We start from the raw sequence: 14,198 nt of genomic DNA, 5'->3' as shown, positions 1-14,198 counted from the left end.
CTGAGCATGGCCACGATCCTCGAAATGCGCGGGATCACGAAGGAATTTCCCGGCGTGAAGGCGCTCGACACCGTGAACCTCTCCGTCGAGGAGGGCGAGATCCACGCGCTTGTCGGCGAGAACGGCGCGGGCAAGTCCACACTGATGAAGGTGCTCTCGGGCGTCTATCCGCACGGCTCCTACAGCGGCGACATCGTCTATGACGGCGAGGTGCAGGCCTTCCGCAACATCGCCGACAGCGAGCGTCAGGGCATCATCATCATTCACCAGGAGCTCGCCCTCGTTCCGCTCCTCTCCATCGCCGAGAACATCTTCCTCGGCAACGAACGTGCGGAGCGCGGCATCATCGACTGGCGCGAAACCAACCGCCGCGCCACTGAACTGCTTGCCCGCGTGGGCCTCGCCGAACGCCCCGAGACCCGCGTCGACGACATCGGGCTTGGCAAGCAGCAGCTCGTTGAGATCGCCAAGGCGCTCTCAAAGAACGTCCGGCTCCTCATCCTCGACGAGCCCACATCCTCGCTCAACGAGACCGACAGCGAGAAGCTCCTCGAGCTGCTCATGGAGTTCCGCCGCAAGGGCATCACCTCGATCCTCATCTCCCACAAGCTCAACGAGATCTCCAAGGTCGCCGACACCATCACCGTCCTGCGCGACGGCTCGGCCGTCTCGCGGCTCGACTGCTCAAGCGGCATCAGCGAAGGCGACATCATCCGCGACATGGTCGGCCGCTCGCTCGAAGACCGCTATCCGCCGCGCGCGCCCGAGATCGGCGGGGTGATCCTCGAGGTTCGCGACTGGACCGTGCACCACCCGATCCATGCCGATCGCAAGGTGGTCGACGGGGTGAGCTTCAACGTCCGCCGCGGCGAGGTGCTGGGATTTGCCGGGCTGATGGGGGCCGGCCGGACCGAGCTCGCCATGAGCCTCTTCGGCCGATCCTGGGGCCGGGACATCTCCGGCCAGGCGCTGATCGACGGCGCCCCGGCTGATCTCTCGACCGTACGCCGCGCGGTGAACGCCGGCCTCGCCTACGCCACCGAAGACCGCAAGACCTACGGGCTCGTGCTCGACGACACGATCCGGCGCAACGTGCCGCTCGCCAATCTCGAGGCGATCGCCGACACGATGGTGGTCGACCGGCACAAGGAGGCCGAGGTCGCCGAGCGCTACCGCAAGCGCCTCGCGATCAAGTGCTCATCCATCGAGCAGGAAACGGTGAACCTCTCGGGCGGCAACCAGCAGAAGGTCGTGCTCGCCAAGTGGCTCTTCGCCGATCCGGACATCCTCATTCTGGACGAACCGACCCGCGGCATCGACGTCGGCGCGAAATTCGAGATCTACACCGTGATCCGTGACCTCGCGATGGCGGGCAAGGCGATCATCGTCATCTCGTCCGAAATGCCGGAGCTCCTCGGGATCACCGACCGCATCTGCGTGATGAACGAGGGCCGTCTCGTCGGCGAGATGGCCACGGCCGAAGCCTCGCAGGAGCGGATCATGTCCACCATCATCAGATCGACCGGGGACCGCCGATGACCCAGACAACCACGAACCCGGAGCATGTCGAGCCGCAACGCTCGGTCCTGCGTCACAGCCTGGGCTTCATCCGCCACCACATCCGCGAATACGGCATCCTTTTCGCACTCATCGCGATCATGGCCTTCTTCCAGATCGCAACGGGCGGCATCCTGCTGAAGCCGGTGAACCTCACCAACCTGATCCTGCAGAACAGCTACATCATCATCATGGCGATCGGCATGCTGCTCGTCATCGTCGCGGGCCACATCGATCTCTCGGTCGGCTCGGTGCTCGGCTTCGTCGGTGCGCTGGCCGCGGTGATGATCGTGCACTGGGGCGTCAACTACTGGGTCGCCGGGATCATCTGTCTCGGCGTCGGGGCCGTCATCGGCATGCTGCAGGGCTTCTGGATCGCCTATTACAAGATTCCCTCCTTCATCGTGACGCTCGCGGGCATGCTCGTCTTCAAGGGGCTCACACTCTGGCTTCTGGCCGGACAGTCGGTCGGCCCCTTCCCCGCCAAGTTCCAGCTCATCGCCTCGGGCTTCATTCCCGATCCGCTCGGCGGCGACGGCATGAACCTCTTTTCCTTCGTGCTCGGCGTTGCGGTGGCCGCCATCCTGCTGCTGATGGCCGTCAGGACACGACGGCACCAGGCGCGCTCCGGCGTCGCCGACGAACCCTTCGCCTTCTTCGCGATCAAGAATGCGCTGATCTTCACCGCGCTCGTCTACATGAGCTGGCTGATGGCCGATTTCCGCGGCCTGCCCAACGTCTTCATCGTCATGGCGCTGCTGATCGCGGTCTATTCCTTCATCGCGAGCCGCACCACGGTCGGCCGGCGCATCTATGCGATCGGCGGCAACGAGAAGGCCGCGCGGCTTTCGGGCATCAACTCGGCCCGCCTGACCTTCTTCACCTTCGCCAACATGGGCATGCTCGCGGCCCTCGCCGGTCTCGTCTTCGCCGCCCGCCTCAACACCGCCACGCCCAAGGCCGGGCTCGCCTTCGAGCTCGACGTGATCGCGGCGGTCTTCATCGGCGGCGCCTCCATGTCGGGCGGCGTGGGCACCATCGTCGGCGCGGTGGTCGGTGCCTTCATCATGGGGGTGATGAACAACGGCATGTCGATCCTCGGCATCGGCATCGACTGGCAGCAGGTCATCAAGGGCCTTGTCCTGCTTGCCGCAGTGATCTTCGACGTCATGAGCAAGAAGAAGGGGTGAACCATGCTGCTCTCGCAATACCGCAGGGATGACGGGCACATACAGGTCGTTGCCCGCGACGGGACCGAAGCCTACGAGGTCCGGACCGACGCAAGCCTCTATGATCTCGCGATCGACTGCGCCGCCACCGGCACGCGCCTGCGCGAGCGGATCGCGGATCTCGGCCTCAACGGCGCGGCCGATCTCGAACGCCTCTATGCCGAAGGCCGTCTGCTCCCGCCCGTGCTGCACCCCGACCCGGCGCATCTCCACCTGACCGGCACCGGCCTCACCCACCTGGGCTCGGCTTCCACGCGGGCCGCGATGCACGCCGGCGCCAAGGCCGAGAACGAGACCGACTCGATGAAGATGTTCCGCATCGGCCTCGAGGGCGGCAAGCCGGCCAACGGCCATGCCGGCGCGCAGCCCGAGTGGTTCTACAAGGGCACGGGGGCGGCTCTCGCCGCGCCCGGCGCGCCGCTTGCCGCCCCGGCCTTCGCAGAGGACGGCGGCGAGGAGCCCGAGATCGCCGGCATCTACATCATCGGCACCGACGGCACGCCGTTCCGCCTCGGCTTCGCGCTCGCCAACGAATTCTCGGACCACGTGATGGAGCGGCAGAACTACCTCTATCTCGCCCACTCCAAGCTCCGCCCCGCCTCGGTCGGCCCCGAGCTTCTGGTGGGCGAGCTGCCCGCCACAATCGAAGGCACCTCCCGCATCCGGCGCGGCAACAGCATCCCCTTCGAGAAGCCGTTCCTGTCCGGAGAGGCCAACATGTCGCACTCGATCGCCAATCTCGAGCACCACCACTTCAAATACGAGATCTTCCGCCAGCCGGGCGATGTGCACATCCACATGTTCGGGACCGCAACACTGTCCTTCGCCGCGGGCATCGCCTGCGCGGATGGCGACATATTCGAGATCGAGGCGGCGCCCTTCGGGCTCCCCCTCCGCAATCCGCTCAGCTTTCCCCGCCGCGAGGAGACGCAGGAGCGCACGGAAATCAGGGCGCTCTGAGGGCAGGACCATGGACTTCAAGAAGGCAGACTGGCCGAGACGGCTCCGCAGCCAGGAATGGTATGGCGGCACGTCGCGGGACAACATCTATCATCGCGGCTGGCTCAAGAACCAGGGCTACCCGGACGACCTCTTCGATGGCCGCCCCGTCATCGGCATCCTCAACACCTGGTCCGAGCTCACGCCCTGCAACGGCCACCTGCGCGAACTGGCCGAGAAGGTGAAGGCAGGCGTCTGGGAAGCGGGCGGATTTCCCCTCGAGGTGCCCGTCTTCTCCGCCTCCGAAAACACCTTCCGCCCCTCGGCGATGATGTATCGCAACCTCGCCGCCCTCGCGGTCGAGGAGGTGATGCGCGGCCAGCCCATCGACGGCGCCGTGCTGCTTGTCGGCTGCGACAAGACCACGCCGTCGCTGATGATGGGGGCGGCCTCCACCGACATCCCCTCGATCGTCGTGACCGGCGGGCCGATGCTAAACGGCTGGTTCCGCGGCGAGCGCGTCGGCTCCGGCACCGCCCTCTGGCAGATGAGCGAGGACATCAAGGCCGGCCGCATGAGCCACGCCGATTTCCTCGAGGCCGAACAGGCCATGAGCCGCTCCTCGGGCACCTGCAACACCATGGGCACCGCCTCGACCATGGCCTCCATGGCCGAAGCCCTCGGCATGGCGCTCTCCGGCAATGCCGCGATCCCGGCCGTCGACTCGCGCAGGCGCGTGATGGCGCAGCTCTCGGGCCGCCGTATCGTGCAGATGGTGAAGGACGACCTGAAACCCTCCGACATCCTGACCCGCGCGGCCTTCGAGAACGCGATCCGCTGCAATGGCGCCATCGGCGGCTCGACCAACGCGGTCATCCACCTGCTCGCGCTTGCCGGCCGCGTCGGCATCGACCTCACGCTCGAGGACTGGGACAGGCTCGGCCGCGACATCCCGACCATCGTCAACCTCATGCCCTCGGGCGAATACCTGATGGAGGAGTTCTTCTATGCCGGCGGCCTGCCTGTGGTGCTCAAGCGCCTCGGCGAGGCCGGCGTCCTCCACCGCGATGCGCTCACCGTCTCCGGCGGCCCGATCTGGGACGAGGTGAAGGACGCGCGCAACTGGAACGAGGACGTCATCCTGCCGGTCGAGAAGGCGCTCACCGCCTCGGGCGGAATTGCCGTGCTCCGCGGCAACCTCGCCCCCAACGGCGCCGTCCTGAAACCCTCCGCCGCAAGCCCGCATCTGATGCAGCACCGCGGCCGCGCCGTCGTCTTCGAGACGATCGACGACTACAAGGCCAGGATCGACTGCGACGATCTCGACATCGACGAGACCTGCGTGATGGTGCTGAAGAACTGCGGGCCCAAGGGCTATCCCGGCATGGCCGAGGTGGGCAACATGGGCCTTCCCCCCAAGGTCCTGAAGAAGGGGATCACCGACATGATCCGGATCTCGGACGCGCGCATGTCCGGCACCGCCTATGGCACGGCGGTGCTCCACACCGCGCCCGAGGCGGCGGTGGGTGGCCCGCTGGCGGTGGTGCGGGATGGCGACATGATCGAGATCGACGTCGCCGCGCGGCGGATCCATCTCGACATTCCCGAGGACGAACTCGCCGCGAGGCTCGCCGCCTGGCGCCCGCTCTCCGCACCGCCCGACAGCGGCTATGCCAGCATGTTCCACGCCCATGTCGAGGGGGCCGATACCGGTGCCGATTTCGATTTCCTCAAGGGCTGCCGTGGGCGGGAGGTCGGTCGTGACAGTCATTGAACCCCGTCAGGATTCCCTCGATGCGATCGTCTGGCGCTTCCTGACCGCCCGCGACCCGGGCGCAACCTTCGGCCCGGCCCAGGGCGAGGACAGACCACCCCCGGGCCGGGGCCACGCGCCTTGCGCCCATGGTGCCCGGCAGGACGACTGTCATGACGATGACTGAACAGGATCTGCGCGACATCGCCATTGTCGGCATCGGCAAGATCGCTCGGGATCAGCATATCCCGGCAATCGCGGACGGCGGCGCGTTCCGGCTTGCCGCGACCGTCAGCCGCTCGGGCGGAATTGCCGGCACCGAGAATTTCACGACCATCGAGGCGCTGCTCGAGGCCCGTCCCGAGATCGGCGCCGTCTCGCTCTGCATGCCGCCGCAGGTCCGTTACGAGGCCGCGGCCGCAGCCCTGCGCGCAGGCCGCCATGTCATGCTCGAGAAACCCCCCGGCGCGACAGTCGCCGAGGTCCGCGCCCTTGCAGAACTTGCCCGCGCCCAAGGGGTGTCGCTCTTCGCGACCTGGCATTCGCGCCATGCCGCCGGTGTCGCGCCCGCGCGCGCCTGGCTGGCCGGGCGCAGTCTGCGAAAGGTCACGATCGACTGGCAGGAAGACGTGCGCGAATGGCATCCGGGCCAGGGCTGGATCTGGGAGCCCGGCGGGCTCGGGGTCTTTGATCCCGGCATCAACGCGCTCTCGATCCTGACCGCGATCCTGCCCGTCCCGGTGCATCTCGCGCGCGCCGAACTCGCCTTCCCCTCGAACCGCGACACACCCATCGCCGCGACGCTCACGTTCGCCGCGCCGGGCGGCGTGCCGGTCGAAGCCGTGTTCGACTGGCGCCAGCAGGGGGCGCCGACCTGGGACATCCGGGTCGAGACGGAGGACGGCACGCTCGCGCTTTCGGAAGGCGGCGGCAAGCTTGCGATCGACGGCGCGCCGCAGCCGCTGGACCATCCGGGCGAATACCCTTCGCTCTACGCGCATTTCGCCGGGCTGCTCGCCCGGAATGCATCGGATGTGGACGACACGCCCCTCGTCCATGTCGCCGACGCCTTTCTGCTCGGCCGCCGCATCGCGGTCGAGCCCTTCGAGGACTGACCCTGATCGTGGGGCCCACGAGGCCCCGCGATGAGGACAAGGCGCGCAGAAGAACGCGCCGGAAACACCAGACAATTGAAAACTCAAAGGGAGGAACACTTCATGAAACTCAACGGATTGCTCGCAACAGCCGCCGCGCTCGCCCTGACCGCCGGCGCCGCCTCGGCCCAGACTGTGGGCTTCTCGCAGATCGGCTCGGAATCGGGCTGGCGCGCGGCTGAAACCACGCTCACCAAGCAGCAGGCGGAAGAGCGCGGCATCGATCTCAAGTTCTCCGACGCCCAGCAGAAGCAGGAGAACCAGATCGCCGCGATCCGCTCCTTCGTGGCGCAGGGCGTGGACGCGATCCTGCTCGCCCCCGTGGTCGCCACCGGCTGGGACAGCGTGCTCGAAGAGGCCCAGGAAGCCGAGATCCCGGTCGTGCTGCTCGACCGCCAGGTCGACAGCTCCGACGATCTCTACCTGACCGCGGTCGGCTCGGATCTCGTGCACGAGGGCAATGTCGCCGGCCAGTGGCTGGTCGAAACCGTGGGCGACAAGGAATGCCGCGTGGTCGAGCTCCAGGGCACCACCGGCTCCTCTCCCGCCATCGACCGCGCCAATGGCTTCCGCCAGGCCATTGAAGGCCACGACAACATCGAGATCGTCCGCAGCCAGACCGGCGACTTCACCCGCGCCCAGGGCAAGGAAGTGATGGAGAGCTTCCTGCAGGCCGAGAACGGCGGCAAGGACATCTGTGCGCTCTACGCCCACAACGACGACATGGCGGTGGGTGCGATCCAGGCCATCAAGGAAGCCGGGCTCAATCCGGGCGAGGACATCCTCATCGTCTCGATCGACGCGGTGCCTGACATCTTCCAGGCGATGGCCGACGGCGATGCGAACGCGACCGTCGAGCTCACGCCCAACATGGCGGGCCCTGCCTTCGATGCGCTCGCAGCCTACTGGGCGGACGGCACCATGCCGCCGAAGTTCATCCAGACGGAATCGAAGCTCTACACCCAGGCCGACGATCCGATGGGCCAGTATGAAGCCAAGAAGGGTCTCGGCTACTGAGAGGCCCCAAGGCGGCGGGCCGGCCCTCCGGTCCGCCGCACCCCTGCCTGCCGCTGGAGCGAGAATGCTGCTTTCGGTTCAATCCCTCACCAAGACCTTCCCCGGCACCCGGGCGCTCGATGGCGTCGATTTCGAGCTGGCCGCCGGCGAGGTCCACGCGCTCCTCGGCGAAAACGGCGCGGGCAAGTCCACGCTCATCAAGTGCCTGACCGGCGCCTACCGCCGCGATGCGGGCGAGATCCGGCTCGAGGGCGCGCGCATCTCGCCGCGCTCCACCTCCGAAGCCCAGGAGCTCGGCATCGGCACGGTCTATCAGGAGGTGAACCTCCTGCCCAATCTCACCGTCGCCCAGAACCTCGCCTTCGGCCGCGAACCGCGCCGCTTCGGCCTCGTCGATGGCCGCGCGATGCGGGCAATGGCCCGTGAGACGCTCATGGGGTACGGGCTCGACATCGACGTCGGCCGCGACCTCGGCTGCTATTCCGTCGCCATCCAGCAGATCATCGCCATCGCCCGCGCCGTCGCGCTCTCGGGCAAGGTGCTGATCCTCGACGAACCCACCGCGAGCCTCGACGCCCGCGAGGTCGAGATGCTGTTCGATGTCGTCCGCGGCCTCCGCGACCGGGGCCTCGGCATCGTCTTCGTCTCGCATTTCCTCGATCAGGTCTTCGCGCTCAGCGATCGCGTCACCGTGCTCCGCAACGGCCAGAAGGTCGTGACCGAAGCCACGCGCGATCTCGACCGCGTGCGGCTCATCGAGCACATGCTCGGCCGCGTCCTCGAGGACGAGGTGGTGGCGCAGGCGGCGGGCCACGGCGCGGGCGCGCCGATCCGCCCCGAACTCCTGCGCGCCGAGGGCCTAGGCCGGCGCGGCATGATCGAACCCTTCGACCTGCGCGTCGGCGTGGGCGAGGTCATCGGCCTTGCGGGCCTCCTCGGCTCCGGCCGCACCGAAAGCGCCGAGCTGCTCTTCGGCGTCCGCGCCGCCCAAACCGGCACCGCGCGCGATGCGGATGGCGAGATCGACCTCTCCTCGCCGCGGACCGCCATCGCCGCAGGCTTCGGCTTCGCCCCGGAGGACCGCAAGACCGACGGCATAGTCGGCGACCTCTCGGTGCGCGAGAACATCGCGCTCGCCCTCCAGGCCCGCCGCGGCTGGACCCGCCCGATGTCCCGCGCCGAACAGGTCCGGCTCGCGAAGGACTACATCGCACGGCTCGACATCCGCACCTCGGACGCCGAGAAACCCGTGGGACAGCTCTCGGGCGGCAACCAGCAGAAGGTGATCCTTGCCCGCTGGCTCGCGATGAACCCGCGCTTTCTCATCCTCGACGAACCCACCCGCGGCATCGATGTCGGCGCGCATGCCGAAATCCTCCACCTCATCCGAGAACTCACCTCGGGCGGCATGTCGATCCTCATCGTCTCCTCCGAGCTCGACGAGCTCATCGCCGTCTCCGACCGGGTGATCGTGGTGCGCGACCGCCGCCACGTCGCCGAACTCACCGGGGCGGAGATCTCCACCGAGACCATCGTCCGCGCCATCGCCGAGGAGGACGCCGCATGATGCCGCAAGCCCTCCGCCGCGTCCTGCCGCAGATCCTGACGCTCGCCGCCGTGGTGATGCTCGTCACCCTCGTCTTCCCGACCTTCCTCTCGATCTCGGTCTCCGACGGCCGCCTCGTCGGCCCGGTGATCGACATCCTCAAGCGCGGCGCGCCGATCGGGCTGCTCGCCATCGGCATGACGCTCGTCATCGCCTCGCGCGGCATCGACCTTTCGGTCGGCACCGTGATGGCGATCTGCGGCGCCGTGGCCGCCACGGCGATCGTGAACGGCTGGGGGCTCGGGCCCGCCCTCCTGCTCGCTCTGGCCGCCGGCCTCGCCGCAGGGCTCTGGAACGGCTTTCTCGTCGCGGTGATCGGCATTCAGCCCATCGTGGCGACGCTGATCCTGATGACCGCCGGGCGCGGCATCGCCCAGCTCATCACCGAGGGCCGGATCCTCACCTTCAGTCATCCGGGCCTTGCCTTCCTGGGCTCGGGCAGCCTCTTCGGCATCCCGGTTCCGGCGCTGCTCTGGCTTGCCGCGGCCATCGCCGTCACGCTTCTCATGCGCCGCACCGCGCTCGGCCTCCTCATCGAGGCGATCGGCGTCAACCGCCGCGCCAGCGCACTCGCCGGGGTCAACGCCCGCGTGCTGCTCATCGCCGTCTACATGGCCTCGGGCCTCTGCGCCGCCGTCGCGGGCCTCATCGCCACCGCCGACATCCGCGGGGCGGATGCCAACAACGCCGGCCTCTGGCTCGAGCTCGACGCGATCCTCGCGGTGGTGATCGGCGGCAACTCCCTGATGGGCGGGCGCTTCTCCATCGCGGCCTCCGTGCTCGGGGCGCTCATCATCCAGACCATCGACACCGGAATCCTGCTGGCGGGCTTCCCGTCCGAATACAATCTCGTGCTCAAGGCCGCGCTCGTGATCATCATCCTCATCCTGCAATCGCCCCGCCTCGCGGCGGACTGGCAGCTCTGGCGCCGCAGCCGCTCCGGCCTCTCCGGCAGCCATGCCGCCGCCACGCCCAAGCCGAAGGAGAGCCTCCGATGATCTCCCGCGCGCTGCCGCTCTACGTCACCATCGCGATCTTCCTTGTCGCCTACGCCATCTGCTACGCGCAGTTTCCCGCGATGCTCTCCACGCGGGTGATCGGCAACCTCCTGACCGACAATGCCTATCTCGGCATCGTCGCCGTCGGCATGACGATCGTCATCCTCTCCGGCGGCATCGACCTCTCGGTCGGATCGGTCATCGCCTTCTCCGGGGTCTTCATCGCGGTCCTGCTTCGCGACACCGGCCTGCACCCCATTGTCGTCTTCGCGCTCCTCCTCGCGGTGACGACCACCTTCGGCGCGCTGATGGGCGGCTTCATCCACCTTCTCGGCATGCCGCCTTTTATCGTCACGCTCGCGGGCATGTTCCTCGCCCGCGGGGCGGCCTACATGCTCACGATCGATTCCGTGCCGATCCGGCACGCCTTCTACGACGCGATCCAGAGCAGCTACTATCTCATGCCCGGCAAGGGCCGCCTCACCCTCATCGGCGTCCTGATGCTGCTGAGCGTCGCGGCCGGGATGCTTCTCGCCCACCGCACCCGGTTCGGCGCCAGCGTCTTCGCGCTCGGCGGCGGCGAGGCGACGGCCCGGCTCATGGGGGTCGAGGTCGGGCGCACCACCGTGCTCATCTATGCCTTCTCGGGCTTCATGGCCGGGCTCTCGGGCATCGTCTTCTCGATCTACACCGGCTCCGGCTACCCGCTGGCCACCGTCGGCACCGAGCTCACCGCGATCGCCGCGGTGGTGATCGGCGGCACGCTCCTGACCGGCGGCTCCGGCTACGTGTTCGGCACCCTCGTGGGCGTCCTCACCATGGGCCTCGTCCAGACCTACATCGTCTTCGACGGCAGCCTCTCCAGCTGGTGGACCAAGATCGTGATCGGCATCCTGCTCCTCGTCTTCATCGTGCTCCAGAAGCTCCTGCTCCGCCTCACCCAGGCCCGCCTCGCCCCGCTCGGGGCCGCCGCATGACCATCGCGACGGCCTGGATCGGGGTCGACTGGGGCACGACCAACATGCGGCTCTGGGCCATCGATGCCGCAGGCACGGTGCTGGCCGAGCGGCAGACCGGGACGGGCATGGCCGCGCTCCACCCCAGGGGCTACGAACCGGCGCTGCTCGACGCGGCCGCGGATCTCCTGCCCGCCAGGCGGCGGACACCCGTTCTCGTCTGCGGCATGGCCGGAGCGCGCCAGGGCTGGCGCGAGGCGCCCTATGCCCCCGTGCCCGGCCCGCCCTGCGGCCTGCCGCCGGTCAGCGTGCTCGCCGCCGACCCCCGGCTCGACGTGCGCATCCTGCCGGGCCTCTGCCAGGCCGCTCCGGCCGCCGACGTGATGCGCGGCGAGGAGACCCAGATCGCGGGCCTCCTCGCCCGCACCCCCGGCTTCGACGGCGTCGCCTGCCTGCCGGGCACCCATACGAAATGGGCACGGCTCCGCGCCGGCCGTGTGGAAGGCTTCCGCACCATCCTGACCGGCGAGCTCTTCGGCCTGCTCGCCAGCCAGTCCGTGCTGCGCCACTCCATCGGGCCGGGCTGGGATGGCGCTGCCCATGCCGCGGCCCTCGCCACGGCGCTTGCCGCCCCCGAGCGCGTGCCGGGCGCGCTCTTCGCGCTCCGGGCCGAGAGCCTGCTGGCCGGGCTCGATCCCGCCGCGGCGCGGGCGCGGCTCTCCGGCCTGCTGATCGGCGCGGATCTCGCCGCAGCCGCCGACATCTGGCGCGGGCAGCCCGTGGCGGTGATCGGCGCGGAGCCGCTTGCCGGCCTCTATGCCGCGGCGCTCGCGCAGCAGGAGGCCGCGGTCCGCCGCGAGGATGTCGGCGCCCTCACGCGCGCGGGGCTCACGGCGGCATACGAAACCCTCAGCGGAGCCGAGGCATGAGACGCAAGATCACCGCGATCCTCCGCGGCATCACCCCGGGGGAGGCGCTCGCCGTCACCGAGGCACTGATCGCGGCCGGGATCACAACCATCGAGGTGCCGCTCAACTCGCCGTCGCCCTTCGAGAGCATTGCCGGGATGGCCACCCGCTTCGAGCGCGATGCGCTGATCGGCGCGGGCACCGTGCTCAGCCCGCACGATGCCCGCCGCGTCGCCGTGGCGGGCGGCCGCCTTGTGGTCTCGCCCGACTGCAATCCGGAGGTGATCGCGGCGACGAAGGCCGCGGGTCTCCTCTCCTGCCCCGGCGTCATGACCCCCACCGAATGCTTCGCCGCCCTCCGGGCCGGTGCGGATGTCCTCAAGCTCTTTCCCGCGACCCTGCTCGGGCCCGCAGGTCTCGCCGCCATGCGCGCGGTCCTGCCGAAAGGCACCGAAGTGCTTGCGGTCGGCGGTGCCGGCCCCGAGAATTTCGCCGCCTGGAAACAGGCCGGCGCCGACGGCTTCGGCATCGGCACCGCGCTCTATCGCCCCGGTGACAGCGCGGCCGAGGTCGCCGCCCGCGCCGCCCGCATCACCGCCGCCTATGACGAGGTGTTTCACCCATGACCGACAGCCGCCGCGCCCCCGAGGCCCGCCTCTTCGACGCCCGCGCCTGCACCCTCGGCGAGGGGCCGCTCTGGCACCCGCTCCGCCGGCAGTTCTTCTGGTTCGACATCATCGGCAAGCGCCTGCTCAGCCGGGAAAACGACCGGCCCCATGTCTGGCAGTTCGACGAACACGCCTCCGCCGCGGGCTGGGTCGATGCAGACACCCTGCTCATCGCCACCGAGACCGGCCTGCGCCGCTTCGACATCACCTCCGGCGCGCATGAGGAGGTCCTGCCGCTCGAGGCCGGGAACCCGGTCACCCGCTCGAACGACGGCCGCGCCGACCGGCAGGGCGGCTTCTGGATCGGCACCATGGGCAAGAACGCCGAGCCGGGCGCGGGCGCGATCTACCGCTTCCATGACGGCGCGCTCGAATGTCTGCACAGGGACATCACGGTCTCCAACGCGATCTGCTTCGCCCCCGACGGCCGGACCGCCTATTTCAGCGACACCCGGACGCACCGCATCCTGCGCCAGGAGCTCGATGCCGAGGGCTGGCCGTCCGCGCCGGCCGAAGCCTTCATCGACCTCACCGAGGAGCCGCTCAACCCGGACGGCGCCGTGATCGACGCCGAAGGCGGCCTCTGGAATGCGCAATGGGGGGCGGGCCGCGTCGCCCGCTACCGCCCGGATGGCAGCTTCGATCGCGCGATCGCCGTGCCCGGCCGGAACACCTCCTGCCCGGCCTTCGGCGGCCCCGATCTCGCGCAGATCCTCGTCACCACCGCCCGCGAGGCGCTCGCGGCGCCCGGCGAGGCCGATGGCCGCACCTATCTGATCGAGGCGCCGGGCGTCTGCGGGCTCCCCGAGCCGCAGGTCCGGCTCTGAAACCACCCGCCTGAAACGGCAACAGGCCCCGCCGGGGATCTCCCGGCAGGGCCTGTCCGAAGGAAGGCTCCAGCGGCGCGAAGCCGCCGGAGCGCAAACATCAGCGCTTGGAGAACTGGAAGCTCCGGCGCGCCTTCCGCTTGCCGTATTTCTTGCGTTCGACGACGCGGCTGTCGCGGGTGAGGAACCCGGCGGCCTTCAGCGCGGGGCGCAGGCTCGGCTCGTAGAGCGAGAGCGCCTGGCTGATGCCGTGCTTCACGGCGCCGGCCTGACCGGAGAGGCCACCGCCCTTCACGGTCGCCATCACGTCAAACTCTCCGGCGACACCGGCGACGGAGAACGCCTGGCCGATCACCATCTGCAGCACCGGACGGGCAAAGTAGTCGTTCATCGGCTTGCCGTTGACGGTGACCTTGCCGGAACCCGGCTTGATCCAGACGCGCGCGGTGGCGTCCTTGCGGCGGCCGGTCGCATAGGAACGGCCAAGCTCGTCACGAACGGGTTCGCGCACGGGGGCGGCATCGGCAACCACCGCATCGGCGGCAACGGCATCCTTGAGCTCTTCGAGCGAGGAAAAATCGGCCAT

14 protein-coding genes are annotated in these 14,198 nt (G+C 68.9%); 13 read left to right on the top strand and 1 reads right to left on the bottom strand.

Annotation, left to right across the window (positions count from 1 at the left end):
* Positions 1–6 precede the first annotated feature (6 nt).
* The 13 genes from mmsA (at position 7) to ACF66B_RS15680 (ending at position 13,612) form a co-directional block, all read left to right on the top strand.
* Positions 7–1,539, top strand: coding sequence for a multiple monosaccharide ABC transporter ATP-binding protein (gene mmsA / locus ACF66B_RS15740; RefSeq protein ID WP_111430204.1), 1,533 nt, complete (start codon positions 7–9; stop codon positions 1,537–1,539).
* Positions 1,536–2,747, top strand: coding sequence for a multiple monosaccharide ABC transporter permease (gene mmsB, locus ACF66B_RS15735; protein WP_111430203.1), 1,212 nt, complete (start codon positions 1,536–1,538; stop codon positions 2,745–2,747). The genes mmsA and mmsB overlap by 4 nt, the downstream gene beginning before the upstream one ends.
* Positions 2,748–2,750: 3 nt before the next feature.
* Complete coding sequence (araD1, locus tag ACF66B_RS15730) at positions 2,751–3,746, top strand: AraD1 family protein (RefSeq protein ID WP_111430202.1); 996 nt, start codon at positions 2,751–2,753, stop codon at positions 3,744–3,746.
* Between the two features lie 10 nt (positions 3,747–3,756).
* Positions 3,757–5,499, top strand: coding sequence for an L-arabinonate dehydratase (araD, locus tag ACF66B_RS15725; RefSeq protein WP_111430201.1), 1,743 nt, complete (start codon positions 3,757–3,759; stop codon positions 5,497–5,499).
* Positions 5,486–5,665 carry a hypothetical protein gene (locus ACF66B_RS15720; RefSeq protein WP_162683293.1) on the top strand — a complete coding sequence of 60 codons (180 nt, stop codon included), beginning with the start codon at positions 5,486–5,488 and terminating at the stop codon, positions 5,663–5,665. The genes araD and ACF66B_RS15720 overlap by 14 nt, the downstream gene beginning before the upstream one ends.
* Complete coding sequence (locus ACF66B_RS15715; protein ID WP_392663218.1) at positions 5,652–6,593, top strand: Gfo/Idh/MocA family protein; 942 nt, start codon at positions 5,652–5,654, stop codon at positions 6,591–6,593. Before ACF66B_RS15720 ends, ACF66B_RS15715 begins: the two co-directional genes overlap by 14 nt.
* A 102-nt stretch (positions 6,594–6,695) precedes the next feature.
* Positions 6,696–7,649 (top strand): galactofuranose ABC transporter, galactofuranose-binding protein YtfQ, encoded by a 954-nt coding sequence (gene ytfQ, locus ACF66B_RS15710; protein ID WP_111430200.1) that lies wholly within the window; start codon positions 6,696–6,698, stop codon positions 7,647–7,649.
* Positions 7,650–7,713: 64 nt separating this feature from the next.
* Positions 7,714–9,216 (top strand): sugar ABC transporter ATP-binding protein, encoded by a 1,503-nt coding sequence (locus ACF66B_RS15705; protein WP_111430199.1) that lies wholly within the window; start codon positions 7,714–7,716, stop codon positions 9,214–9,216.
* Complete coding sequence (locus ACF66B_RS15700; RefSeq protein WP_392663214.1) at positions 9,213–10,253, top strand: ABC transporter permease; 1,041 nt, start codon at positions 9,213–9,215, stop codon at positions 10,251–10,253. The genes ACF66B_RS15705 and ACF66B_RS15700 overlap by 4 nt, the downstream gene beginning before the upstream one ends.
* Positions 10,250–11,230 (top strand): galactofuranose ABC transporter, permease protein YjfF, encoded by a 981-nt coding sequence (gene yjfF, locus ACF66B_RS15695; RefSeq protein ID WP_111430198.1) that lies wholly within the window; start codon positions 10,250–10,252, stop codon positions 11,228–11,230. The genes ACF66B_RS15700 and yjfF overlap by 4 nt, the downstream gene beginning before the upstream one ends.
* Positions 11,227–12,138 carry a 2-dehydro-3-deoxygalactonokinase gene (locus tag ACF66B_RS15690; protein WP_111430197.1) on the top strand — a complete coding sequence of 304 codons (912 nt, stop codon included), beginning with the start codon at positions 11,227–11,229 and terminating at the stop codon, positions 12,136–12,138. The genes yjfF and ACF66B_RS15690 overlap by 4 nt, the downstream gene beginning before the upstream one ends.
* Entirely contained in the window at positions 12,135–12,743 is a 609-nt protein-coding gene (locus tag ACF66B_RS15685; RefSeq protein ID WP_111430196.1) for a 2-dehydro-3-deoxy-6-phosphogalactonate aldolase, read from the top strand. The genes ACF66B_RS15690 and ACF66B_RS15685 overlap by 4 nt, the downstream gene beginning before the upstream one ends.
* Positions 12,740–13,612: an SMP-30/gluconolactonase/LRE family protein gene (locus ACF66B_RS15680; RefSeq protein ID WP_111430195.1), complete on the top strand. Its 873-nt coding sequence runs from the start codon at positions 12,740–12,742 to the stop codon at positions 13,610–13,612. Before ACF66B_RS15685 ends, ACF66B_RS15680 begins: the two co-directional genes overlap by 4 nt.
* A 100-nt stretch (positions 13,613–13,712) precedes the next feature.
* On the opposite strand, the gene rpsI is transcribed toward ACF66B_RS15680, so the two are convergent.
* The gene (gene rpsI, locus ACF66B_RS15675) at positions 13,713–14,198 is read right to left on the bottom strand and encodes a 30S ribosomal protein S9 (protein ID WP_111430194.1); all 486 of its coding nucleotides are present in this window, start codon (positions 14,196–14,198) and stop codon (positions 13,713–13,715) included.

This window comes from Amaricoccus sp. B4 (genome assembly GCF_043226085.1).
Lineage (GTDB): Bacteria > Pseudomonadota > Alphaproteobacteria > Rhodobacterales > Rhodobacteraceae > Amaricoccus.
This window is presented reverse-complemented; position numbering and strand designations above follow the sequence as displayed.